Annotated in this window: 20 protein-coding genes; 16 read left to right on the top strand and 4 right to left on the bottom strand. The window is 72.7% G+C overall.

What is annotated here, in order from left to right:
- Positions 1-243: 243 nt before the first annotated feature.
- The 5 genes from ACICHK_RS23390 to ACICHK_RS23370 all read left to right on the top strand — a co-directional run bounded on the left by ACICHK_RS23390 (position 244) and on the right by ACICHK_RS23370 (position 7,481).
- Positions 244-1,443 (top strand): sensor histidine kinase, encoded by a 1,200-nt coding sequence (locus ACICHK_RS23390; RefSeq protein ID WP_406838426.1) that lies wholly within the window; start codon positions 244-246, stop codon positions 1,441-1,443.
- Positions 1,444-1,779: 336 nt separating this feature from the next.
- On the top strand, positions 1,780-3,135 hold the full coding sequence (locus ACICHK_RS23385) for a sensor histidine kinase (protein WP_406838425.1): 1,356 nt from the start codon (positions 1,780-1,782) through the stop codon (positions 3,133-3,135).
- A 445-nt stretch (positions 3,136-3,580) separates the two neighbouring features.
- The gene (locus tag ACICHK_RS23380; protein ID WP_406841298.1) at positions 3,581-4,240 is read left to right on the top strand and encodes a LuxR C-terminal-related transcriptional regulator; all 660 of its coding nucleotides are present in this window, start codon (positions 3,581-3,583) and stop codon (positions 4,238-4,240) included.
- 237 nt (positions 4,241-4,477) lie between these two features.
- Positions 4,478-6,409 carry a 2-oxoacid:acceptor oxidoreductase subunit alpha gene (locus ACICHK_RS23375; protein WP_151473546.1) on the top strand — a complete coding sequence of 644 codons (1,932 nt, stop codon included), beginning with the start codon at positions 4,478-4,480 and terminating at the stop codon, positions 6,407-6,409.
- The gene (locus ACICHK_RS23370; RefSeq protein ID WP_406838424.1) at positions 6,402-7,481 is read left to right on the top strand and encodes a 2-oxoacid:ferredoxin oxidoreductase subunit beta; all 1,080 of its coding nucleotides are present in this window, start codon (positions 6,402-6,404) and stop codon (positions 7,479-7,481) included. Before ACICHK_RS23375 ends, ACICHK_RS23370 begins: the two co-directional genes overlap by 8 nt.
- A gap of 18 nt (positions 7,482-7,499) precedes the next feature.
- Here ACICHK_RS23370 and ACICHK_RS23365 read toward each other — a convergent pair whose 3' ends face one another.
- A complete protein-coding gene (locus ACICHK_RS23365) occupies positions 7,500-7,913 on the bottom strand; it encodes a winged helix-turn-helix transcriptional regulator (protein WP_406838423.1) in 414 nt (137 codons plus the stop codon).
- Positions 7,914-8,003: 90 nt separating this feature from the next.
- Here ACICHK_RS23365 and ACICHK_RS23360 point away from each other — a divergent pair, with 90 nt between their 5' ends.
- The 3 genes from ACICHK_RS23360 to ACICHK_RS23350 all read left to right on the top strand — a co-directional run bounded on the left by ACICHK_RS23360 (position 8,004) and on the right by ACICHK_RS23350 (position 10,725).
- The gene (locus tag ACICHK_RS23360; RefSeq protein WP_406838422.1) at positions 8,004-8,858 is read left to right on the top strand and encodes an SDR family oxidoreductase; all 855 of its coding nucleotides are present in this window, start codon (positions 8,004-8,006) and stop codon (positions 8,856-8,858) included.
- A 210-nt stretch (positions 8,859-9,068) separates the two neighbouring features.
- On the top strand, positions 9,069-10,133 hold the full coding sequence (gene rarD, locus ACICHK_RS23355; protein WP_406838421.1) for an EamA family transporter RarD: 1,065 nt from the start codon (positions 9,069-9,071) through the stop codon (positions 10,131-10,133).
- A 115-nt stretch (positions 10,134-10,248) separates the two neighbouring features.
- Positions 10,249-10,725 (top strand): VOC family protein, encoded by a 477-nt coding sequence (locus ACICHK_RS23350; RefSeq protein ID WP_151473551.1) that lies wholly within the window; start codon positions 10,249-10,251, stop codon positions 10,723-10,725.
- Between the two features lie 66 nt (positions 10,726-10,791).
- Here the strand turns inward: ACICHK_RS23350 and ACICHK_RS23345 are convergent, their stop codons facing one another.
- The 3 genes from ACICHK_RS23345 to ACICHK_RS23335 are packed head-to-tail and all read right to left on the bottom strand — an operon-like array spanning position 10,792 to position 15,058.
- Positions 10,792-13,194, bottom strand: a complete 2,403-nt coding sequence (locus ACICHK_RS23345; RefSeq protein ID WP_406838420.1) for a hypothetical protein — start codon at positions 13,192-13,194, stop codon at positions 10,792-10,794.
- An 8-nt stretch (positions 13,195-13,202) separates the two neighbouring features.
- Positions 13,203-14,024: a hypothetical protein gene (locus ACICHK_RS23340; RefSeq protein ID WP_406838419.1), complete on the bottom strand. Its 822-nt coding sequence runs from the start codon at positions 14,022-14,024 to the stop codon at positions 13,203-13,205.
- A gap of 14 nt (positions 14,025-14,038) precedes the next feature.
- Complete coding sequence (locus ACICHK_RS23335) at positions 14,039-15,058, bottom strand: peptidoglycan DD-metalloendopeptidase family protein (protein WP_406838418.1); 1,020 nt, start codon at positions 15,056-15,058, stop codon at positions 14,039-14,041.
- 198 nt (positions 15,059-15,256) lie between these two features.
- Between ACICHK_RS23335 and ACICHK_RS23330 the strand changes: the two genes are divergently transcribed.
- The 8 genes from ACICHK_RS23330 to ACICHK_RS23295 all read left to right on the top strand — a co-directional run bounded on the left by ACICHK_RS23330 (position 15,257) and on the right by ACICHK_RS23295 (position 24,031).
- On the top strand, positions 15,257-15,877 hold the full coding sequence (locus ACICHK_RS23330) for a hypothetical protein (protein WP_406838417.1): 621 nt from the start codon (positions 15,257-15,259) through the stop codon (positions 15,875-15,877).
- On the top strand, positions 15,874-16,131 hold the full coding sequence (locus tag ACICHK_RS23325; RefSeq protein WP_406838416.1) for a hypothetical protein: 258 nt from the start codon (positions 15,874-15,876) through the stop codon (positions 16,129-16,131). Before ACICHK_RS23330 ends, ACICHK_RS23325 begins: the two co-directional genes overlap by 4 nt.
- Before the next feature lie 561 nt (positions 16,132-16,692).
- On the top strand, positions 16,693-16,992 hold the full coding sequence (locus ACICHK_RS23320; protein ID WP_151473555.1) for a hypothetical protein: 300 nt from the start codon (positions 16,693-16,695) through the stop codon (positions 16,990-16,992).
- A gap of 39 nt (positions 16,993-17,031) precedes the next feature.
- The gene (locus ACICHK_RS23315) at positions 17,032-17,802 is read left to right on the top strand and encodes a hypothetical protein (RefSeq protein ID WP_151473556.1); all 771 of its coding nucleotides are present in this window, start codon (positions 17,032-17,034) and stop codon (positions 17,800-17,802) included.
- A gap of 1 nt (position 17,803) precedes the next feature.
- Positions 17,804-18,952 carry a hypothetical protein gene (locus ACICHK_RS23310; RefSeq protein ID WP_406838415.1) on the top strand — a complete coding sequence of 383 codons (1,149 nt, stop codon included), beginning with the start codon at positions 17,804-17,806 and terminating at the stop codon, positions 18,950-18,952.
- Between the two features lie 135 nt (positions 18,953-19,087).
- A complete protein-coding gene (locus ACICHK_RS23305; RefSeq protein WP_406838414.1) occupies positions 19,088-20,581 on the top strand; it encodes an SCO6880 family protein in 1,494 nt (497 codons plus the stop codon).
- 11 nt (positions 20,582-20,592) lie between these two features.
- Positions 20,593-22,092 (top strand): ATP/GTP-binding protein, encoded by a 1,500-nt coding sequence (locus ACICHK_RS23300; protein WP_406841297.1) that lies wholly within the window; start codon positions 20,593-20,595, stop codon positions 22,090-22,092.
- Between the two features lie 169 nt (positions 22,093-22,261).
- Positions 22,262-24,031, top strand: a complete 1,770-nt coding sequence (locus ACICHK_RS23295) for a type IV secretory system conjugative DNA transfer family protein (RefSeq protein WP_406838413.1) — start codon at positions 22,262-22,264, stop codon at positions 24,029-24,031.
- Positions 24,032-24,034 lie beyond the last annotated feature (3 nt).

Here is a 24,034-nt window from a genome sequence, read left to right as displayed (position 1 = left end):
TCCTCGGCCCTCGGTGACGTGTTCACGTCTCACGGTGTGAACACGGCCCCGTGGTGCTCCGTCGGCCCGTCCCGGCCCGCGCCGACCCGTCCCCACCCGCGCCGGCCCCTGCCGGGTCGGCCTCCTGTCCGCTCCTCGTCTCCAGGGTTTCCCCAGGAGTCCCCTGGGGGTGGGGTTATCCCCAGTGCATCGCGGCGGCCCACCTCATGGCGCGGCGGCGCGCCGCCGGGCAGGGTAGCGGATATGACCGAACGCATCATGCCCGCCGGTCCGTCGGACGGCCCGTCCGACGGTGACCGGCCGCCCGCCGTACGCCCCGCCCTGGACCCGGTGACCTGGAAGGAGATCTCCCATCTCCTGGTGAACCTGCCGGCCTCGATCATCGGGTTCGTGTACGTGGTGACGATGCTCGCCACGGGCGCGGGGCTCGCCGTGACCGTCGTCGGACTGCCGCTGCTCGCGGCCGGGCTGCGGGGTTCGCGGCAGCTGGGCAAGCTGGAGCGGGCACGGGCACGGCGGCTGCTGGGGCTGCGGATCGACGAGCCGAGCCCGTTGCCGGTGCGCCGGACCGGCTTCTTCGGCTGGCTGTGGTCGAGCCTGAAGGACCCGGTGGGCTGGCGGGCGGTGCTGTACGACCTCATACGGCTTCCCTGGGGCATCGCCACCTTCACGATCACGCTCGTGTCGTTGTTCGTGCTGTGGCCGGTGCTGCCGTTCATCGCGCGCGGGCTGACGAACGTGGACCGGGCGTTGGTGCGCGGGCTGCTGTCGCCCTCCGACGAGCTGGAGCGGCGCATAGCCGAGCTGGAGTCGGACCGGGGGGTGGTGGTCGACACGGCCGCCGCCGATCTGCGCCGCATCGAGCGCGACCTGCACGACGGGGCACAGGCCCGGCTCGTCAACCTCGCGATGGGGCTCGGCCTGGCGAAGGAGAAGCTCCTGGAGGACCCCGACGCCGCGGCGTCGATGGTCGACGAGGCGCACGGCGAGGTGAAGCTCGCCCTTCAGGAGCTGCGCGATCTGGCCCGGGGCATCCACCCGGCGGTCCTCACCGACCGGGGGCTGGACGCCGCCCTGTCCTCGATCGCCTCGCGGTGCACCGTGCCGGTGAAGGTGACCACCGAACTTCAGACGCGGCCGGCCGCCGCCATCGAGGGCATCGCGTACTTCACCGTCTCCGAACTGCTCCAGAACGTCAGCAAGCACAGCGGGGCGAGGTCCGCGTCGGTCGACGTCTGGCGGACGGACGACCGTCTGCTCATCCAGGTCCGGGACGACGGCCGCGGCGGGGCCGGTGTCGACGGCGGTACGGGCATGGCGGGGCTCGCGGACCGGCTCGGCGCGGTGGACGGACTGTTCGTGGTCGATTCGCCGGTGGGCGGCCCGACGGTCATCACGGCCGAACTGCCGTGGCGGGACCGCCAGAACGAGCCCGTGCGGTAAGCGCCGCGAGGAGCCCGGGGTTCACTCGAAGGAGGCCCCGGCCGACGGGCCGCGCGTGGAGGGCCCGGGAGCGAGGACCCCGAGCGGTGGTCCCCGGTCCCGGGCCCTCGCCCGTTCGCGGGGCCCGCCCCGACGGGCCGGCGTCGGCCCCCGCCCGTTCGCGGGGCCCGGCGCCGGCCCGTCGGGGTAGGGAAAACCCCCCGCCCAAGACGCCGATCCGCTCCATGTCCGGCGGGCCTCCCGGACGGCAGGCTTGAGGAAGCAGCCGACGCGCGGAACGAGTCGCCGCGCGGAAGAAGCCGAGGCGCAGGACGAGACGAGAGAACGGACGGACCGATGGCCACGGAGTACGGACACGGATACGGGCACCGCGGCGGGTCCGGATTCCGCGGGGCGGGCGCCGACGGGTGGCGGCACCGCCTCCCGGCGCCGCTGCGGGCGCCGTTCGAGGCGCGCAGCTGGCGCGAGTTCGGCTATGTGATGCTGGGCCTGCCGCTCGGGATCCTCATGTTCACGTTCGCCGTCACGATGGTCTCGCTCGGCGCGGGCCTGCTGATCACCTTCCTGGGCGTTCCGGTGCTCGCCGCCGCGCTGGCCGGCTGCCGCGGCCTCGGCTCGCTGGAGCGGGCGCGGGCGCGCGGGCTGCTCGGTGTGGAGGTGGCCGAGCCCGAGCCGCTGAGGACGAGGAAGCACGGGGCGATGGCGTGGATGGGCGCCGTGCTCAAGAGCGGCGCGTCGTGGCGGCACCTGCTGTACGCGGTGGTCCAGTTCCCGTGGTCGGTGTTCTCCTTCGTCGTCGCGCTGAACTTCTGGGCGTACGGATGGGCCCTGCTGACGTATCCGCTGTGGTTCTGGGTCTTCCCGATGTACGGCGGCCAGGACGGACTGCAGCTGTACGGCGACGACACGCACTCGATCTACCTGGACAACCCGTTCGAGATCACGGTGACCGCGCTGGTGGGGCTGCTCTTCACGATGGCGACCCCCTGGATCGTGCGGGCGCTGACGACCGTGGACCGGCTGATGGTGCGCGGGCTGCTCGGCCCCTCGCGGCTGGCCACGCGCGTGGTGGAGCTGGAGTCGGACCGGGGGGTGGTGGTCGACACGGCCGCCGCCGATCTGCGCCGCATCGAGCGCGACCTGCACGACGGGGCGCAGGCCCGGCTCGTCAACCTCGCGATGGACCTGGGGCTCGCCAAGGAGAAGCTGGCCGAGGACCCCGAGGCCGCGGCCCGGATGGTGGACGAGGCGCACGGCGAGGTCAAGACGGCGCTGCAGGAGCTGCGGGACCTCGCACGCGGTATCCATCCGGCGGTGCTGACCGACCGCGGGCTCGACGCCGCGCTGTCCGCGGTGGCCTCGCGGTGCACGGTGCCGGTGCAGGTCGAGGTGGACCTGGCGGCGCGGCCGGCGCCCGCGATCGAGGGGATCGCCTACTTCACCGTCTCCGAGCTGCTGCAGAACATCAGCAAGCACTCCCGTGCGACGCGGGCGAGCGTGGACGTGTGGCGGGTGGAGAACCGGCTGATGATCCAGGTCTGCGACAACGGGGTCGGCGGGGCCGGTGTCTCCGGGGGGTCGGGCCTGGCGGGGCTCGCGGAACGGCTCGACGCGGTGGACGGGATCCTGGTGGTGGACTCGCCGGTGGCCGGTCCCACCCGCGTCACCGCGGAGCTGCCCTGGCGGGGCTGAGACGCCCCGCGCACGCACGCGGATGCCCCGGCGGGGTGCGCCGGGGCCTCCGCGTGCGGCCGGCTGCCCGCGCCGCGTACCCCACCGGGGAATGCCCTCGGGGCGGCCCGCCGCGCGGTACCCCGCGGGACAGCCGCACCCGCCCCGAAGAGGCGGTCCGGGCGCGGGGCCCGGGCGCGTGATCAGGGCGCGAGGCCCGGACGGGGCCGCCGGGGAACAGCCGGGCGGCCGGAACAGAAAGAACCAACCCTTCGAGCAGCACCCTTCCGGGCCTGTCCAGGCCCGGTCCAGACCCCCTCCAGGACCCCTCTTCTTCACGCCGCCCGGGCGCGGCCGGATCCGAATGCTGGAATGCTGGGGCCTGTCGTACGAGCGGGCACGAACCCGGCGGGACCGGGGGCGGCCGGGGTGGGCTCTGGGGGGCCGAGGAATCGTGGAGGACAGGGTGCGGGTGGTCATCGCCGAGGATTCAGTGCTGCTCAGGGAGGGCCTGACCCGGTTGCTGACCGACCGCGGGCACGATGTCGTGGCAGGGGTCGGGGACGGCGACGCGCTGATCAGGACCATCACCGAGTTCGCGGCGCGGGACGCGCTGCCGGACGTCGTCGTCGCGGACGTACGGATGCCGCCGACGCACACCGACGAAGGCGTGCGGGCCGCCGTGCAGCTGCGCAAGGCCCATCCGGGACTCGGCGTGCTCGTGCTGTCACAGTACGTGGAGGAGCGTTACGCCACCGAGCTGCTGGCCGGTTCGAGCCGTGGCGTCGGCTATCTGCTCAAGGACCGGGTCGCCGAGGTGCGCGAGTTCGTGGACGCGGTGGTACGGGTGGCCCAGGGGGGTACCGCGCTCGACCCGGAGGTCGTGGCGCAGCTGCTGGGCCGCAGCCGCAAGCAGGACGTACTGGCCGGGCTGACGCCCAGGGAGCGGGAGGTCCTCGGGCTCATGGCCGAGGGCCGGACGAACTCCGCCGTCGCCCGTCAGCTGGTGGTCAGTGACGGTGCCGTCGAGAAGCACGTCAGCAACATCTTCCAGAAGCTCGGCTTGTCACAAAGCGACGGGGATCACCGGCGCGTTCTGGCTGTCCTCACATACCTGAATTCCTGACGGCACTGACAGGCTGTCAGTTGCCGAGCGGGACCGGAGGGCGAGCGGGGGGAGGTCTCTCGGAGAAGGGCCCGACGGCAGAAAAATCATAACAAATAAGCATATCAGGACGTCTCGGAACGGCGTCCATCATGCGAATGGCCGAAGGAAGGCGACCCTTACCGACGTAGGGTTGGAAAAGGAAGGGTCTGCGGGAAGGCCACTCCCGGACAGCCGCCTCAAAGGAGGTCCAGTTCAGTGACGAGCAAGGTCAGCAGCCCAACGGAACAGGCCGACGAAGCCGTCGTAGGAGAACAGCGCAAACCGCCGGGGGCGAAGGACGTCCGTCGGCTCGACCGGGTCATCATCCGGTTCGCGGGGGACTCGGGTGACGGTATGCAGCTCACCGGCGACCGCTTTACATCGGAGACCGCCTCCTTCGGCAACGACCTCTCGACCCTGCCGAACTTCCCCGCCGAGATCCGCGCGCCCGCGGGCACCCTGCCGGGCGTGTCCAGCTTCCAGCTGCACTTCGCCGACCACGACATCCTCACGCCCGGCGACGCGCCCAACGTCCTCGTGGCCATGAACCCGGCGGCCCTGAGGGCGAACATCGCCGACGTGCCGCGCGGCGCCGAGATCATCGTCAACACGGACGAGTTCACCAAACGGGCGATGCAGAAGGTCGGCTACACGGCCAGCCCGCTGGAGGACGGTTCGCTGGACGGCTACAACGTCCATCCCGTCCCGCTCACGACGATGACGGTGGAGGCGCTGAAGGACTTCGAGCTCTCCCGCAAGGAGGCCGAGCGCTCCAAGAACATGTTCGCGCTCGGGTTGTTGTCGTGGATGTACCACCGGCCGACCGAGGGCACCGAGAAGTTCCTGCGGACCAAGTTCGCCAAGAAACCCGACATCGCGGCCGCCAACCTCGCCGCGTTCCGGGCCGGCTGGAACTTCGGCGAGACGACCGAGGACTTCGCCGTCTCCTACGAGATCGCGCCGGCCTCGAAGACCTTCCCGACCGGCACCTACCGCAACATCTCCGGGAACCTGGCGCTGTCGTACGGTCTGGTCGCGGCGTCGAAGCAGGCGGATCTGCCGCTCTACCTGGGCTCCTACCCCATCACCCCGGCCTCCGACATCCTGCACGAGCTGAGCAAGCACAAGAACTTCGGGGTACGCACCTTCCAGGCCGAGGACGAGATCGCGGGCATCGGCGCGGCGCTGGGCGCGGCGTTCGGCGGCTCGCTGGCGGTGACGACGACCTCCGGTCCGGGTGTCGCCCTCAAGAGCGAGACGATCGGGCTCGCCGTCTCCCTCGAACTGCCCCTGCTCGTCGTCGACATCCAGCGCGGCGGACCCTCGACCGGGCTGCCGACCAAGACCGAGCAGGCCGATCTGCTGCAGGCCATGTACGGGCGCAACGGCGAGGCGCCGGTGCCGATCGTCGCGCCGAGAACCCCGGCCGACTGTTTCGACGCGGCGTTGGAGGCGGCCCGGATCGCGCTGACGTACCGCACCCCCGTCCTGCTGCTCTCCGACGGCTACCTGGCCAACGGCTCCGAGCCCTGGCGCATCCCCGAGGTGGACGAACTGCCAGACCTGCGCGTGCAGTTCGCCCAGGGGCCCAATCACACCCTGGACGACGGCACCGAGGTGTTCTGGCCCTACAAGCGCGACCCGCACACCCTCGCCCGCCCCTGGGCCATTCCCGGAACCCCGGGCCTGGAGCACCGCATCGGCGGCATCGAGAAGCAGGACGGCAGCGGCAACATCTCCTACGACCCCGCCAACCACGACTTCATGGTCCGCACCCGGCAGGCCAAGATCGACGGCATCGACGTGCCGGACCTGGAAGTCGACGACCTCACGGGCAACGCGCGCACGCTCGTACTCGGCTGGGGTTCGACGTACGGGCCCATCACCGCGGCGGTCCGCCGGCTGCGCACCGCCGGGGAGCACATCGCCCAGGCCCATCTGCGCCACCTCAACCCCTTCCCGCGCAACCTCGGCGCGGTGCTGGGGCGTTACGACAAGGTGGTGATCCCCGAGATGAACCTCGGTCAGCTCGCCACCCTGGTGCGGGCCAGATACCTGGTGGACGCGCACTCCTACAACCAGGTCAACGGCATGCCCTTCAAGGCCGAGCAACTCGCCACGGCTCTCAAGGAGGCCATCGATGGCTGACACGTCAACGGAAGGCCCGGGCACGATCGAGGCGCTCTCGCTCGTCCCCAAGGCCGAGGCCAGGCAGTCCATGAAGGACTTCAAGTCCGATCAGGAAGTGCGCTGGTGCCCCGGCTGCGGTGACTACGCGATCCTCGCCGCCGTCCAGGGCTTCATGCCCGAACTCGGCCTGGCGAAGGAGAACATCGTCTTCGTCTCGGGCATCGGCTGCTCCTCCCGCTTCCCGTACTACATGAACACCTACGGGATGCACTCCATCCACGGCCGCGCCCCCGCGATCGCCACGGGGCTCGCCTCCTCGCGCCGGGACCTGTCCGTGTGGGTCGTCACCGGTGACGGCGACGCCCTGTCCATCGGCGGCAACCACCTCATCCACGCCCTGCGCCGCAACGTGAACCTGAAGATCCTGCTCTTCAACAACCGCATCTACGGACTCACCAAGGGCCAGTACTCCCCCACCTCCGAGATCGGGAAGATCACCAAGTCCACGCCCATGGGCTCCCTGGACGCACCCTTCAACCCGGTGTCCCTGGCCATCGGCGCGGAAGCCTCCTTCGTGGCCCGCACCATCGACTCCGACCGTAAACACCTCACCGACGTGCTGCGCCAGGCCGCCGCCCACCCCGGCACCGCCCTGGTGGAGATCTACCAGAACTGCAACATCTTCAACGACGGCGCCTTCGAGGCCCTCAAGGACCGCCAGCAGGCCGAGGAAGCCGTCATCCGCCTCGAACACGGACAGCCCATCCGCTTCGGCGCCGACGGTGCGCGCGGCGTCGTACGGGACGCGGCCACCGGCGACCTGAAGGTCGTCACCGTCACCGACGACAACGCCTCCCAGGTCCTGGTGCACGACGCCCGCACCGCGTCCCCGACCACCGCGTTCGCGCTGTCCCGGCTCGCCGACCCCGACACCCTGCACCACACCCCCATCGGCGTGTTCCGGTCGGTCGACCGGCCGGTCTACGACACCCAGATGGCCGACCAGCTCGACGCCGCCGTCGAACAGAACGGCAAGGGCGACCTCGCCGCCCTCCTCGCCGGCGGCGACACCTGGACGGTCGTCGGCTGACCCCGTCCGAGAACGGTTCTACGAGGCCCGGGGCCCGAGTCCCCGGGCCTCGTCGTACGCGCTGCGGGCCTTCTCCACGTCGGCCATGCGCTCGTTGGTCCACAGCGCCAGCGACCGCACCTGCTCGGCGGCCTCGCGGCCCAGGTCGGTCAGGGAGTAGTCGACGCGCGGCGGGATGACCGGCTTGGCGTCGCGGTGGACGAGCCCGTCGCGCTCCAGGGTCTGCAGGGTCTGGGTGAGCATCTTCTCGCTGACCCCCTTCCCGACCCTGCCGATCGCCCGGCGCAGCTCGCTGAAGCGGTACGAACGCTCCAGGAGCTCGATCAGGACGAGGACGCCCCAGCGGCTGGTGACGTGTTCGAGGACCAGGCGGTAGGGGCACATCGCCTCGCCGGCGTCGTACCCGTCCGCTGCCTTGATGCTTACGGCCATATCAGTACCTTACTTCAAGGTGGGTACTTTCCAACAGTTAGTGCAGCTCCTAGGGTGAGTGCATCCGCACCCCACAAGGAGATGTACGCCATGAGCATCGTCGTCACCGGAGCCACCGGACACCTCGGCCGTCACGTGGTCGAGCAGCTGCTGGAGAAGGTCCCCGCCGAGCAGATCACCGCCGTCGTGCGGGACGAGTCCAAGGCCGCCGACCTCGCGGCCCGCGGCGTACGGCTCGCGGTCGCCGACTACAACACGCCCGAGACCTTCGACGGCCTGTTCGCCGCCGGTGACAAGGTGCTGCTGATCTCGGGCAACGAGTTCGACAAGGGCCGCGTCCAGCAGCACCGGGTCGTCATCGACGCGGCGAAGGCCGCCGGGGTCTCCCTGCTCGCCTACACCAGCGCCCCCGGGGGCCTGACGGCCGCGCTGGCCGACGACCACCGCGCCACCGAGGAGGTCCTGCTCGCCTCCGGACTGCCCTACACGCTGCTGCGCAACGCCTGGTACCACGAGAACTACACCGAGAACCTGGCCCCGGTGCTCGCGCACGAAGCCGTCGTCCAGGCCGCCGGCGAGGGCCGGGTCGCCTCCGCCTCGCGCGCCGACTACGCGGCCGCCGCGGTCGCGGTGCTGACCGGCGAGGGACACGAGAACAAGACGTACGAGCTGAGCGGCGACGAGGCGTGGGGCTTCGCCGAGTACGCCGCCGAGCTGAGTCGGCAGACCGGCAAGGAGATCGCCTACAACGCCGTCTCCCCCGAGGCCCTCGCCTCCATCCTGACCGGGGCCGGGCTGCCCGAGGCCTTCGCCGGGATCCTCGCGGGCGTCGACGTCTCCATCGAGAAGGGCGAGCTGGCCGTCACCACCGGCGACCTGTCCCGCCTCACGGGCCGTCCGACCACTCCGATCGCCGAGTCCGTCGCGGCGGCGCTGAAGGGCTGACCTCCCGGCGGACCGGGCCCGACGTTCCCGCGGGCTCCGGGCGCCCGTCCCGCGCACCCCTGCCTGTCATGACCGTATGGCGATACGGGCATGACAGGCAGGGGTACAGGCGCTACCTTGCTTCACGATGCACGGAAGTTTCCCGACCGCCGGGAACTCCGGAACGCGGGACGCGACAGGCGTCCGAGACCGTGGGAGAAGGAGACGCCGGTGGCCGGGAAGTCGAGGAGCGAGCAGCGCACAGGTCTGCTGAACGGCTTCGCGGCGTACGGGATGTGGGGGCTCGTCCCCCTCTTCTGGCCGCTGATGAAGCCCGCGGGGGCGGTCGAGATCCTCGCCCACCGGATGGTGTGGTCCCTGGCGGTGGTCGGGATCGTCCTGCTGGCGATGCGGCGCTGGTCCTGGGCGGGCGAGCTGCTGCGGCAGCCGCGCAAGCTCGCGCTGATCACGGTCGCGGCGGCGGTCATCACCGTCAACTGGGGCGTCTACATCTGGGCGGTCAACTCCGGGCACGTGGTCGAGGCGTCCCTCGGCTACTTCATCAACCCCCTGGTCACCATCGCGATGGGCGTGCTGCTCCTCAAGGAGCGGCTGCGGCCGGTGCAGTGGGCCGCCGTGGGCGTCGGCGCCGCGGCCGTCCTCGTGCTGACGATCGGCTACGGCCAGCCGCCGTGGATCTCCCTCTGCCTCGCCTTCTCCTTCGCCACGTACGGCCTGGTGAAGAAGAAGGTCAACCTCGGCGGCCTCGAATCGCTCGCCGCCGAGAGCGCGATCCAGTTCCTGCCGGCGCTGGTGTACCTGCTGTGGCTGGGCTCGCGGGGCGACGCGACGTTCACCACGCAGGGACCGGGGCACGCGGCGCTGCTCGCGGCGACCGGCGTGGTCACCGCGGTCCCCCTCATCTGCTTCGGCGCCGCCGCGATCCGGGTGCCGCTGTCCACCCTGGGCCTGCTCCAGTACATGGCCCCCGTGTTCCAGTTCCTCCTCGGCATCCTCTACTTCCACGAGGCCATGCCGGCCGAGCGGTGGGCCGGGTTCGCGCTGGTGTGGCTCGCGCTGTCGCTCCTGACCTTCGACGCGCTGCGCGCCGCGCGGCGGGGCGCGCGGGCGCTGCGGGAGGCGGCCCGCGCGGCCGGGGCCGCGACGGCCGCCGTGGACACCGTCCCCGTCCCCGGCGGAGTCGCGGGAGTCGCCGGCGTCGCCGCGGGTACCGCCGGAGCAGTCGCGGGTGCCGTCGTGTCCGCCGGTCCGGCGGGTTCGCCCGGCACCTCGTGACGGGCGGGCGGCCCCGGTCGGGGCGGACCGTCCGGGCCCGTCCTCGTACGGCATGAGGGCCGGCCCCGGCGAGTGACCTTGCCCGCCCGGTCGTGGAACCACTATGAGTGGCTCCATGACGCCGACTCCCGTGCCCGCGCCCGCACCCGTCCACTGGAAGCTCGTCATCGACTCCGCCGATCCGCACGCGCAGGCCGACTTCTGGTCGGCCGCGCTCGGTTACACGGTCGAGGACAACAGCGCCTTCATCGAGCGGCTGCTGGGGCTCGGCGCCCTGCCGGCCGGGGCCACCGTCGACTTCCACGGCCGCCCGGCCTTCCGGGACCTGATCGCCGTACGGCATCCCGAGGACCCGTACGACGAGGAACGCGGCACCGGCCTCGGGCGGCGCCTGCTCTTCCAGCGGGTTCCCGAGCCCAAGACGGGCAAGAACCGGCTCCACCTCGATCTGCACCCCGGCGAGGGGCGCCGTGCCGGGGAGGTGGAGCGGCTGACGTCGCTGGGGGCGAGCGTGCTGCGGGAGGTGGCGGAACCCGCGGGCGCGTGGGTCGTGATGACGGACCCCGAGGGAAACGAGTTCTGCGTCCACTGACACCGGGGACGCCGGCACCGGGGACGCGGCGGCGCGGCGCGGGTTCCGTCCCGGCCGCGCCGCTCCTCACTCACCGTGGGCGCGGGGCGTCCTGTTGTAGGGGTTGTCCGCGGCGGCGCGGGCGCGTTCCGCGAGGCGGACCATGCGGGTCCGGGCCGACTCGAGCTGTTCGAGGTCGTCGGCGGCGGGACCGTCGTCGGCCGCGAGCTCGGCCCACAGCCCGATCAGGTCGCGCCCGAGGTGCAGGCCCTGGAGGGGATCGCGGACCGCGCGCCACGCGGCGGCCGCGCTCTGGACGTTGCCGTAGGCGGCCCCGCTGTCCCGGTGGCGCCTGCGGACCCTCGCGAGATCCAGCGACAGGTGGAACGACCTGAGCGCGTCACCGGCCAGGTAGGCGATGTACGCGGTCAGTTCCCGCAGCTTCAGCACCTCGGGGTGTTCCTGGCCCAGCGACCGCGCCGCCTCCGCGACGGCGCGCTCGGCCATGCCCGCGGCGGCCTCGATGCGGCCCATCTTCACGGCCTCGTTGATCCGGGCGACGGGCTCCGCGAGGAACGCCGACGCGGGGTCCCCCTGCGCGGCCGGCTCCTGGGAACTCGGCGCGAGCACCGCCTCGGCGACGGCGTCGAAGCCGCGGGCGGGAGTGGGCTTCGGGTCCGGGTCCGGGTCCGGGTCCGGCTCCGACCCCAGCAGCGACAGGGCCTCCATCGCGGGAGCGGGCTTGCGCTCCGGAGCGGAGGCCCGCGCCTCGGGGGCGGGCTCCGGTTCCGGGGCGGGTCCGGTCACCGGAGCCGGGCCGAACTCCCCCGTCGGGGCGGACACCGCGGCGCCGGCCGACTCGGGCACCGCCCGCAGGACACGCGTCGACGCGGCCCCGGGCAGCGGCCTCGGTTCCGGTACCGCCCGCAGCACGAAGGTGGACGGCGTGGGAGTGCCGGGCGCGACGGGCTCGGCCGCGGGCACCTGGTCCGGGGCCGGGGCGGCCCCCGTACCGGCGAACCCGCCGGAGTCCGCCGGGGCGACCGGCTCGGACACCGCCGCGGGAGCGGGAGCGGATTCCGGGGACACCGGCGCCTCGCGCACGGGCTGCGGCTGCGGCTGCGGCACGAACTCGGCGGTCACCGCCGGCTCCGGCCCCCGCACCGGCGCGGGTGCGGGTGCGGGTGCGGGCCTGTACTCGGGACGAACCGGCGGCTCGGGCATCGGCTGCGGCACGAACTCCGCCGTCACCATCGGCTCCGGGGCAGGTCCGGTCACCGGAGCCGGGCCGAACTCCCCCGTCGGGGCGGACACCGCGGCGCCGGCCGGCTCGGGCGCGGGCGGCGCCGCCGGGGCGGGAGCGAATTCCGGGGATGCCGTCGGCGCGGGCTGCGGCTGCGGCACGAACTCGGCGGTCACCGCAGGTTCCGGCCCGCGCACCGGCGCGGGCGCGGGCCGGGACTCCGGGCGGACCAGCGACTCGGGGGCGGGCTGCGGCACGAACTCGGCCGTCACCGCAGGCTCCGGCCTGTGCACCGGCACGGGCGCGGGCCCGGACTCCGGGCGGACCGGCGGCTCAGGGGCGGGTGGTGTCGTGGGCGGGTGTTCGGGCGCGGGCGTCGCCGGGGGCGAGGAGGTTCCGCCCTCCGGTCCCGGGACCGGTCGCGCGTTCGGCTCCGGTACCGCGCGCAGGACGTACGTCGCCTTGTCCCGGCGCGGAACGGCCGGTGCCTCCGGAGCCTGTGCCGGGACCTCGGGGGACACCGGGACGGGCGGAAGCGGCGGAGCCGGCTGCTCCGGACGCCGCTGGGCCGGCGGCTGCGGGAGCCGCTCCGGAGCCTGGGGCTGCGGGCGGTACGCCTGGGCCGGCTGCCGCGGGTGCTCCTCGGCCTCGAAGTGCCGGCGCTCCTGGGCGGGCGGCTGCGGCCGGTGTTCCGGAGCCGGCGGCTGCGGGCGGCGCTCCTGGGCCGGGGGCTCGGTGAAGTTCCCGGCCGGGGGCCGGGAGTGGCCCTCGGCCGGGGAGTGCCGGTGTTCCTGGGCCGGAAGGTGCGGACGCCGCTCGTGCGACTGCGACTGCGACTGCGGCTGCGACTGCGGCTGCGGCTGCGCGGGCGGTGCCACGCGTGCCGGCTCCGCCGTGTAGCGGCTGGAACCGTCGACGTGCACCTGGAGCGGTACGACGTAGCCGATGCGTTCGTCGTGGATGCTGGCGAGGACCGGGTGGCCGGTGGCGAGGGCGAGCCGGTGGAGGTAGTTCAGGATCGCGCCCTGGACCGTCTCGCCGGGCGCGGCCACGACCGGCATCCCGCCGACCGTGGCACAGCTCGGAGCTCCCGCGGCACCGGGCGTCACGGCCCCGGTCGCCGCGTCCGCCGACGCCGGTACGTGCACCTCGATCGGCGTCATCCCGGTGGCCTGCTGCCCTCCGGCACCGGCCGCCGAGCGCTGCCGCTTGAGTTCCCGCTTCTGTTCGCGGCTGAGTCGAGACATCGGTTCCCTCACGAAGGGGTGGTCGAGGACGGGTTCGAGGACATCATCGGCGCCGTGGGCGAGGCCGACGTCGAGGGCGGGAGCGCGGGCTCGGAGGTTGACGACGAGGGAAGCGGGTCCGCCGCCTCCACGGTCTCCACCTCGGCGACGCGCCACGGCCGGCCGCCACCCGCCCGGGTGAGTTTGAGGTAGACGTTCGCGCGCGGACCCGTGCCCGTCCAGCCGTCGCGGCCGTGCGCCGTGCCCTCCACGAAGAGGGCGCGGTAGGCCAGGACGGCCGTGTCGGCGGGGCCGTCGGCGTCGTCGTCCGCGGTCACGGTCACCGTGGTCCAGGCCCGGTGACCGGCCCAGGTGTTCCACGCGGCGCCCGCCCCGCTCGCGGGGTGGTACGACCGCTCGGCCGCGGCCTTGGCCGGGGTGAACCAGCGGGTGGAACGCAGCACGGCGTCGTGGGGGCCGTAGTCGTACTTCGTGTCATAGCCGTACGCCACCTCCGCCCACGCCTCCGATACTTCCGTCGCGTCCGTCCCGTCGACACCCGACGGGCTCGGCACGTGTGCGTCCGCGTCCAGCGGCCTGCCCGACGGGAGGGGCGCCTTCGGCGCCACGGACGGCACCGCGGAGGACGACGAACCCGGCGCGCCCACGTCATCACGATGATCCCGCAGACCACAGCCCGTCAACGCCAGGACCCCGGTCACGGACACGACCGCCAGCGCGGCGAACGTCCTCCGGCCCGTCCCGGCACGGGCCGCCGTACGCCCGTCCGTACCCGCGTCACCCGCGTCCACCCGCGTGCCGGTGTCCGTACCCGTCCGTGTCGTCCTCATCCTCGCCTCCCTCCTCACTTCAGTCCCAGCCAGGGGGCCGGGTCCACGTACTTGTCGTTCTGCATGACCTCGAAGTGCGCGTGCGGTCCGGTCGAGAGGCCGGTGGAGCCCACCTCGCCGACTCTCTGGCCGACCCGCACGTGCTGGCCGACGCTCACCTCGGGACGGGTCCGCATGTGGTTGTAAGTCGTCGAGATCCTGTCCCCGTTGATGGTCCCGTGCGAGATGACCACGCGGTTTCCGTATCCGTTGGACCAGCCCGCGAAGGTGACGACGCCGTCCCGGGCCGCCTTGAACGGCGTCCCCAGCGGCGCGGCGAAGTCGATGCCGGTGTGCAGCTTGTAGACGTGCTTGATCGGGTGCATGCGCATGCCGTACGGCGAGGTGATGCGCGGGTGGCCGGAGAGCGGCATCGCCAGCTCCTGCCCGGCGGGGATCTTGCCCGGCGGATCGTCCACCGACTCGTACTTGGGTATCAGGGACTTGATGCGGGCGACGTAGTTGCGGGTCTCGGTGTACGGCGGCATGCCGTGGTACTGGTGCACCGCTCCGGGGCCCGCGTTGTACGCCGCGAGCGCGAGGTCGAGGGTCTCGCCGCTCGCCTCGCCGCGGTTCTTGTACCCCTCGACCGTCTTGGCGAGGGCACAGTCGTAACGTCCCTGGGCCATGATCGCGTCACCGGGATCGTACGGAGAGGCCCGGCCGTTGCCGTCGTCGTCCTTGCCCCAGTTCGGCCAGGTCCCCGGCATGAACTGCGACAGGCCCTCGGCTCCCACCGGAGAACGGGCGTTGGGGTTCCATCCCGACTCGGCCTCGATCTGCGCGGCGACGACCGCCGGCTTGATGACGTCGCACATGGCTCCCGCCTTGAGCACCCAGGGAACGTAACTCGCGGGCACGGCACCGTCCTTCAGTCCCCCGCCCGCGCCCGAGCCCGATCCCGGGTCCTCCTCGCTCGACGCCCCGCTCACCGCGACCATCATGACCAGCGGCACCATCACGGCGGCCAGGCAGCCGCCGACCACCCAGGTCATGGTGGATCCGCCCCCGTTGGACATCGGCCCCCCTCAGCCTCATGTTCCGGTCGTGTACATGAAGTCGAGTCTCTCGGTTCCCACCCGATTCCCGCGTCACCACGGCGTCACAGACTCGTCCCAGGAACTCACGCCCCGTTACCCAATTCCTCCCGGCGCCGGGAGGATCGGTGGACCGACGAGGAGGAGAGAGCACCCATGCAGGGGATCGAGGGGGTGGCGATGCGGACGAACGAGAGGGTGGCCGCGCGCGGGAGCGAGGGAGCACCGTCGCACGCGGGCGACGGCGCGGCGCCGTACGGGAACGGGCCGGACGGCCCCGAGATATGGATACGCGGGGCGGTCGGAGAACCGGAACAGCCGTCGCGGCGGTACGAGGAGGACCACCGACCCGTCGTACAGGCACGGCAGTTCTCCTGGGTCGCCACGCACGGCGGAGCGGGCTCCTCCACGCTCGCCACCGTCTTCGGCGGCCATGACGCGGGCCGCGACTGGCCCCGGCCGGACCGGGGCGATCCGGCCTCGGTCCTGCTCGTCGGCCGTACGCACGCGGCCGGTCTGGACGCCGTGTCGCACACCCTCGACATCTTCCGCCGGGGCGACGCGCCGCCGGGACTCGATCTCGACGCCATCGTCCTGGTCGCGGACGCACCCGGCCGGCTGCCGCGTCAGCTCGCCCAGCGCATCAAGGTGATCAACTCGGTCGTCGACGTCTACCGGGTGCCGTGGATGCCCGCGTGGCGCACCGGTGACCTCACCGGACCGCTGCCGCGCGAGGCCGCCTCCCTGGCCCGCCTGACGGGAAGGACCGCGCCGTGAACACCCTGCACACGCTCGCCGCCACCCAGCTGGCCGTGACCGCGGGCGTCACCGATCAGCTCGACAAGGTCCTCGGCATCATCGCCTGGCTCGTCACGGCCGCCGGTGTGGCAGGCCTGATGATGGTGGGGTCCCGCATGGCCCTGGCCGTCAAGACAGGTGAGTTCGAGGAGCACTTGAGCCAGTTCCTGATGGTGCTGGGCGCCTGCGTGATCGGAGCCACGGCGGGACCGATCGTCGGTTTCGTGCTCTGAGCCGCCCGCCGCCCGGCAAGGCGGCCCACCGCCCCGCGGAGGCCGTGCGGCAGACGCCGTCCGCGGAGACCGTCCACCGCCCGACAGAGGTCGTCCGGCGGAGACCGTCCACCGCCCGACAGAGGTCGTCCGGCGGAGACCGTCCACCGCCCGGCGGACGCCCGCCCGGTAAACGCCCGCGTGCCGTCCGCCGGCCGCCGCCGGACCCCGCCCGACGCCCGCGCGCGTCGCGGAGATCTTCCGAGGCGCCATCACGTCTGATGGCGCCTCGGCTCTTTCCGCGCCTCCCACCTCGCCTTTCGTGACGGTCTCTTCCCGTGTGTCACGGACACGTCACCGACAGGTGCTGGTCTCCTACATCGCTTGGCCCCGGCCCACGGGAGTCGCCAAGCTCACTGTGCACCGGGAAACACGGGGCGTCCCACGGATCTTCACCGCCCCCAAGTACCGCTCGCAGCAAGCACGTACCGCTCGTACCGAGCAAGTGCCGCTCAGACCCGGCGGGTTCCGCGTCCGTCCCGGACGTGTCGCGCGAACGGCCGGCCACATCGGGGAGAAACCATGTTCAAGGCGATAGCAGCCAAGGCCCACCAGTACGTCTACCTGGCGGACGGCAAGGTCCCCGACCCCGACCGGAACGCGCCGGGCGCGCTGACCGGCAAGGTCGACACCGTCCTCGGCATCCTCGCCTGGGCCGGCACCGCGGCGGGCGTCGCGGGTGTGCTCATCACCGGCGCCATGATGGCGATCTCGATGCGCCGCGGCGAGGGCTCGGAGCACATGGGCCGCCTCGGCATGGTGCTCGGCGGCTGTGTCCTGGTGGCCACCGCGGGCCCCGTCGTCACCTTCGTCTTCGCCTGACCGACTCCGCGTCAGAGCCTGAGCGAAGGGAGCGCAACCATGCTGAACTCCGGCCGTCCCCAAGGGGGCAGCGGGGAGTGGGAACAGCCGTTCTGGCAGCAGCGGAGCTGGGTCCTGTCGGCCGGGTTCCTGCTGGTGCTGCTCGTGCTCGCCGGCGTCACGATGCTCAGCGGAGGCAACGGGACGCCCGCGGACGCCTCGGGCGACGACAGGCCCACCCCGTCCGCGGACGCGGACCGGGACCGCGGCGGCCGGCCGGACACCCGTCCCGCCGGCTGCCGCACCGACGACAGCGACCAGGCCAAGCCCACCCGGGTCCCGAAGGACTTCACGTGGAAGGCCGACGGGACGGGCCTGGTGCCGGTCTCGAAGACGGTGGGCCCGCTCACGTTCGACGGACCGGTCTGGTCCTGCTTCGCCCACACGCCGATGGGCTCCGTCATGGCCGCCCACACCATCACCGACCATCTGAGCTTCCCGGGCTGGCGCGAGGTCGTCGACCGGCAGGTCGTCCCCGGCGCGGGCCGCGACGCGCTCGTCGCGAGCCGTACCGCGGCGGGCGACAGGCCGACCTCGGGCGAGGCGGACGGGGGTGGCTACGCCGGCTTCACCGTCCTGTCGTACGACAAGGAGAAGTCGACCGTGATGTTCGTGGTGCGGGTCTCCGGCAAGGACTCCTACGGCACCGCGTCGGTGACGCTGCGCTGGCTGGACGGCGACTGGAAACTCGCGCCCGACGCCGACGGGACCGTCTATTCGGGCGTGTCGCAGGTCAGCGGCACCAAGGGCTTCGTCACCTGGGAGGCGTGAGATGGCTTGTTCCTGGCGGGTGTACGACTGCGTGATCGACGAGGTCGGCTCCCAGCTCACCGACGGTGCCGTCGTGGCCTTCGCCAAGGCGATCGGCGACGCGACCTCGGAAGTGCTCAAAGCGCTCAACGGCGTGTGGCTGGACGTCAACCTGGAAGACTCCTCCGGACCCATCGCCAAGATCAACACGGAGGTGGACTGGCTCGTCGGCTACGTGGCCGTGGCCTCGCTGCTGATCGCGGCGATCCGCATGGCGCTGGACCGCAAGGGCCAGCCGATGAAGCAGGCGTTCCTCGGAATGTGGAAGGTCATCCTCGTCGGAGCGGTCGCCGTGCCGGTGGTCCAGGCGCTCACCCGTGCCTCCGACCTGTACGCGGAGGACGTGTACAGAAGGGCCAATCTCGGCAAGCCGGCGTCCGAGATGCTCGGTGTGCTGGCCCTCGAACAGCCGGGCCTCATCATCGTCTTCGGTCTGCTGGTGATGCTGTCGAGCTTCGTGCAGATCTGTCTGATGTACATCCGCATCGGCGTCCTGATCATGCTCGTCGGCACACTGCCGCTGGCCGCGGTCTCCTCCATGACCGGGTGGGGCGAGGGCTGGTGGAAGAAGCACATCGGCTGGCTCTCGGCCTGGCTGCTGTACAAACCGGCGGCCGCGCTGATCATCTACTCGGCCACGTCGATGACCCAGGACACCAAGAAACTCGACCAGACCATCGCCGGCATGGGCATGCTGATCATGGCGGTGTTCGCCCTGCCCGCCCTGCTCAAGCTGATCGTCCCGGCGACGGCGGCACTGGGCGGCACCTCGGGCGGCACGGTCACCCTGAACGCGGTCAACAACGTCGCCACCGGCGCCGTCAGCATCGCCGCGGGCGGTGCCGGGGGCGGCGGGGGCGGCGGCGCCCCCGGTCCGCAGGGCTCGCCGTCCGCGGGTGCCGGAACCTCCGCGAGCGGCGGTGCGGGCGGTGCCGGTGCGGCCGGCGGCGCGGCGGCCGCGGGTGGTGCGGCCGCCGCGGGCGCGGCCACCGGCGGCGCGACCCTCGCCGTGCAGGCAGCGGCGGTCGCCGTGCAGACCGGTGTCGCGGCGGCCAGCGAGGTAGCCAACTCCCTGAACGACAACGACGGGATGAAGGGCCACAACCAGTAACGGCCGGGAGGCCGAGGAGCCACCGGGCTCCGGGAGTTCCGGGGTGGTGCGCGGGCCGCCGTCACAGGGCCGGCCGCCGCCCCGGAACCCCACCCAGTCACGTATCCAGCGCTTCGAGCCGGAAGAAGGAACCCCATGTCCACCGACGCCATGACGCGTCCCACGTACGGGAACTGGCGCAGGCCCCGCCGTCCCGGACTCGGTCCGCTGGGTCTGCTCGGCACCGTCGTCGCCTTCGGCGGACTGCTGGTGGCGCTGCTGGCTTCGCTGGTCTCGCTGAGCGCCGCGATCGTCGTACTGGTGCCGGTCGGGCTGTTCCTCGCCCCGCTGGCGCTGCGCACGGTCGACGGCCGCAACGTCTACCAGGTCCTCGCGATCCGCGTCGGCTGGGCGCGGCGCAAGTCGTCCGGCTCGCACACCTACCTCTCCGGGCCGCTGTCCAAGCGCCCCGGCGGCCGCTACCAGCCGCCCGGACTGCTCGCGCGCACCCGGATGCACGAGGGCCGCGACGCCTACAACCGCCCCTTCGGCGTGCTGCACCACCCGGGCCGCGGCCTGTACACGGTGGTCCTGGCCTGTGAACCGGACGGCGGTTCGCTGGTCGACCCCTCCCAGGTCGACATCTGGGTGGCCTCCTGGGGCGACTGGCTCGCGCGGCTCTCGCACGAGCCGGGCCTGCGCGGCGCCCAGGTGGTCGTGGAGACCGCCCCCGACACCGGGACCCGGCTCGCGGCCGAGGTGCTCCCCCGGATCTCCCCCGACGCGCCGGCCGCCGCGCGCGCCGTGATGGAGGAGGTCGTCGAGCGCTATCCGTCGGCGTCCTCCGAGATGCACACGTACATCGCCCTGACCTACGGTCCGACGGGCGGCCCCAAGCGCGGCACGGACGACATCGTCACCGATCTGTCGATGCGGCTGCCCGGACTGCTGTCCGGCCTGGTCGCGGCGGGCGGCGGCAGCGCCTACCCGCTGGCGGCCGACCGGCTCGCCGAGATCGTCCGGGTGGCGTACGACCCCGCCATCGCCCCCGACGTGCTCAGCGCCCGCGCCGAGCACGCCACGACCGGGGTGGAGTGGGCCGACGCGGGCCCGGCCGCGGCCGTGGAGACCGTCACCTCGTACAAGCACGACTCGGGTGTCTCGCGCACCTGGATGCTGACGCTCGCGCCGCGCGGCACCGTCCGCTCCAGCGTGCTGCGCGGGCTCCTCGAACCGGCTCCGGGCACCCGGCGCAAGCGGGTCTCCCTGATCTACCGGCCCATCGACCCGGCGACCTCGGCCCGCATCGTCGAGTCCGACCGGCGCACCGCGCACTTCATGGCGGGCTCGAAGCGCGGTCTCGTCCAGGCGCGGGCCAGTTCGGAGATGCAGGCCGCCGAGCAGACCGCGGCCGAGGAGGCGGCGGGCGCGGGGCTCGTGGAGTTCTCGCTGATGGTGACGGTCACCGTGGACGACGAGGAACAGCTGCAGGACGCGGGCATCACCGTGCGCAACCTCCAGGCCTCGTCCCGCATCCTGATGCGCCCCGCCGACCGCATGCAGGCCGCCGCCTTCACCTGCACGCTGCCGGTCGGCCTGCTCCCGTGGGAGCACACCCTCGTCCCGTACCAGATCAGGGAGGCACTGTGAGCAGGCAGCAGATGCAGGGGAGCCCGCTCACCGCGCCGCCGCGCGGCTGGTACGGCCCCGCGGGCGGCCAGGTCGGGCACGTCGACCCGCCCGCGCTGTGGCGCGCGACCACCGTGCAGGCGTGCGGGCTGTGGCCGTTCGCGGCCGGCTCCGGCGCGCCGATGACCGGGGTCCCGCTCGGACAGCACCTGCACACCGGAGCGACGGTGTGCGGCGACCCCATCTCCTGGTTCACCCGGGCCCGTTACATCTCCAACCCGTCGCTGTTCATGCTCGGCATGCCGGGCCTCGGCAAGTCGACCCTGGTCAACCGCATGCTGATCGGGATGTCCGCGACGGGCATCACGCCGCTGGTCCTCGGCGACCTGAAGCCCGACTACGCCGACACCGTGCGGGCGCTGGGCGGCCAGGTGATCTCCATCGGGCGCGGGGTCGGCGGCATCAACGTCCTCGACCCGGGCGCGATGGGCGAGGCGGCGGCCCGGATCGGCGGCGAGCGCGGCCGGATCCTGGCCGCGGAGGCGCACGGCCGGGTGCTCAACATGGTCGCGGCGCTGATCACCATCGTGCGCGGGCGTCCGATGGACGACCACGAACAGTCGGTGCTGTCCGCCTGTCTGCACCATCTCGCGGAGCGTACGAAGCCGGGGCGGGCACCGCTGCTGCCGGATCTGCTGAAGGTGCTGGACGAGGGTCCCGACCGGGTCCGCGCGGTGACGCTGGACCGCGGGAACGTGGCCCGCTACCAGGAGGCCGTGGACCCGCTGCACCGCTCGCTGCTCGGCGTGCTCGACGGCCCGCTCGGCGACACCTTCGCCGACGAGACCTCCACCCGGATCGACCCGGCGTCGCCCGCCGTCTGCGTGGACATCTCCCGGATCGGCGAGGCGGACACCCAGCTCACGGCCGCCGCGATGCTCGCGGCCTGGTCGGACGGGCTCGGCACGGTGGCCGCGGCGCACGCCCTCGCGGACGCCGGGCTCGCTCCGCAGCGCTGGTTCTTCACCGTCCTCGACGAGCTGTGGCGTCCGCTGCGGGCCGCCTCCGGCATCGTGGAACGGATCGACGCGCTGACCCGGCTGAACCGCTCGCTCGGCCTCGGCGACGCGAAGATCACCCACACGCTGAAGGACGCCGAGGCACTCGGCAGCGAGGCCGACCGGGCGAAGGCGCGGGGCTTCGTGGAGCGGGCGGGCATGGTCGTCTGCGCCGGTCTCCCGCGGTCGGAGATGCGGGAACTCGGCGAGATCGTCGGCATGTCCGAGCGCGAGATCGAGCTCGTGTCCTCCTGGTCGTCCCCGCCCGGCTGGGCGAGCACCGGCGGCAACGAGGAGCCGCCCGGACGCGGACGCTTCCTGATCAAGGTGGGCGGGCGCCCCGGCATCCCGATCAAGGTGTCCATCACGGACACCGAGCGGGCGCTGCACAACACGAACACCCGCTGGTCGGAGGCGGGCAAGCCGTCCCTGCACAAGGGGCCCGGCCCACATTTCGGCCCGTCCGGGGCTTGAGGGCAGAGGGGAAGTTCCGGCCCGTCCGGGACTTGAGGGCAGAGGGGAAATTCCAGCCCGTCCGGCGTTTGAGGACCCGTGCGGAGCGCGGAGGGGGTCCGGGGGCCACGCCCCCGGGACGGGACGGGTAGGGGCGGCGGGGGCGAGAACCATCAACGGGGGAGCAGAGATGAGCAGCACACGCAGGACGGGACCCGGGGCCGGACCCGGAGCCGGGGAGGACCTCCTCCCCTGGATCGTGCCGGGGGCCGCGTTCCTCATCGGCACGATGTTCCTCGGCGCCTGGCTGGGCGGAACACTGGGCGCGGCGGTGAGCGGCGCCGGCTGGCACCCGCCGCCGTTCGCGCTGTCCACCCTCTCGACCCTGGTGAAGGAGGGTCCCGGCCCGCTCTGGCCGACGGCCTCACCGACCGCGCTCGCCGCGGGCATGGCCACGGTCTTCGGCGGAGTCGTGGCGGTGATCACCGTCCTGATCGCGCTCGTACGCCGCCGCCTGACCGCGCCCACCGGTCTCGCCGGCCGCAAGGAACTGGCCGGCCTGCTGCCCAAGGGCGCCGCGCGGCGGGCCCGCGAACTGCGGCCGGGGCTGGCCAAGCTGGGGAAGATCACCCCGGACGACACCGGGAACCTGCTCGGCAACCTGGAACCCCGCGGCCCCGAACTGCGCTCCAGCTACGAGGACGTCGAGCTCGATCTGATGGCGCCCCGCGCGGGCAAGTCGACCGGCATCGCGGTCCCGCGCGTCCTGCGCGCCCGCGGCAGCGTGCTGCTGACCTCGAACAAGGCGGACGTGTACAGCGTGACGCGGGCGGAACGCGAACGGGTGGGCCGGGTCTGGGCGTTCGACCCCCAGGGCATCGCCCACACCCCGCGCGGCCTGTGGTGGGACATGCTCGCGGAGGCGGCCACGATCGAGGGCGCCCGCCGGCTGGCCGGGCACTTCGTCGGCGCGGTCAACGACGACGCCTCCCGCCGCGACTTCTGGATCTCGGCCGCCCAGAACACCCTCACCGCCCTCTTCCACGCGGCCCAGCGCGGCGGGCGGCCGATCGGGGAGGTCCTCGCCTGGCTGGCCGACCCGGCCGACCGCACCCCCGTCGACCTGCTGCGCGACGCCGGGATGACGGCGCTCGCGGACCAGCTGCAGGGCACCGTGCAGGGTGCGGTGGAGACCCGGGACGGGATCTACGAGACCAGCCGCCAGTGCGTGGCCTGTCTGCTCGACCCGGCGATCGCCGCGTGGGTGACCCCGGATCCCGCACTGCCCCAGTTCTTCCCCGACCGGCACGTCCTGTCCCGCGACACGCTCTACCTGCTGTCCAAGGACGGCGGCGGCTCGGCGGCCGGTGTCGTCGCGGCGGCCGCGGATTCCGTGCTGCGCGCGGGAGTCGTCGCCGCGGAACGGATGGGCGGACGCCTCGAACCGCCGATGACCGCGGTCCTCGACGAGGCGGCGAACGTCTGCCGGATCTCCGACCTCCCCGACCTGTACTCGCACTTCGGCTCACGTGGGATCAACATCGTGACCCTGCTGCAGAGTTACCGCCAGGGCTCACGGGTCTGGGGCGAGTCGGGCATGGACGCGCTCTGGTCGGCCGCGACCATCAAGCTGCTCGGCGCGGGACTGGACGACGCCGACTTCGTGGAGAAGGTCTCCCGGCTGGTCGGCGAGCACGACGTGTCGACGGTCAGCTGGTCCAGGGGCAAGGAGGGACGGTCCCGGTCGACCTCGTACCGCCTGGAGCGCATCCTGCCCGCCGACCGCATCCGCGCGCTGCCCAAGGGCACCGCCCTGCTCCTAGCCACCGGCGTCAGGCCCGCCCTGGTCCGGCTCCGCCCCTGGTACGCCGAACCGGGCGCCGACCGCATCGCGACGGCGGCCCAGGCGGAGGTCAAGGCCATCACGGCACGCGCGGCCGAGAGGATCACTGCCCGATGACAG

The sequence above is a fragment of the Streptomyces sp. AHU1 genome (genome assembly GCF_045343905.1).
In the GTDB taxonomy this organism is placed as follows: Bacteria; Actinomycetota; Actinomycetes; order Streptomycetales; family Streptomycetaceae; genus Streptomyces; species Streptomyces triticiradicis.
This window is presented reverse-complemented; position numbering and strand designations above follow the sequence as displayed.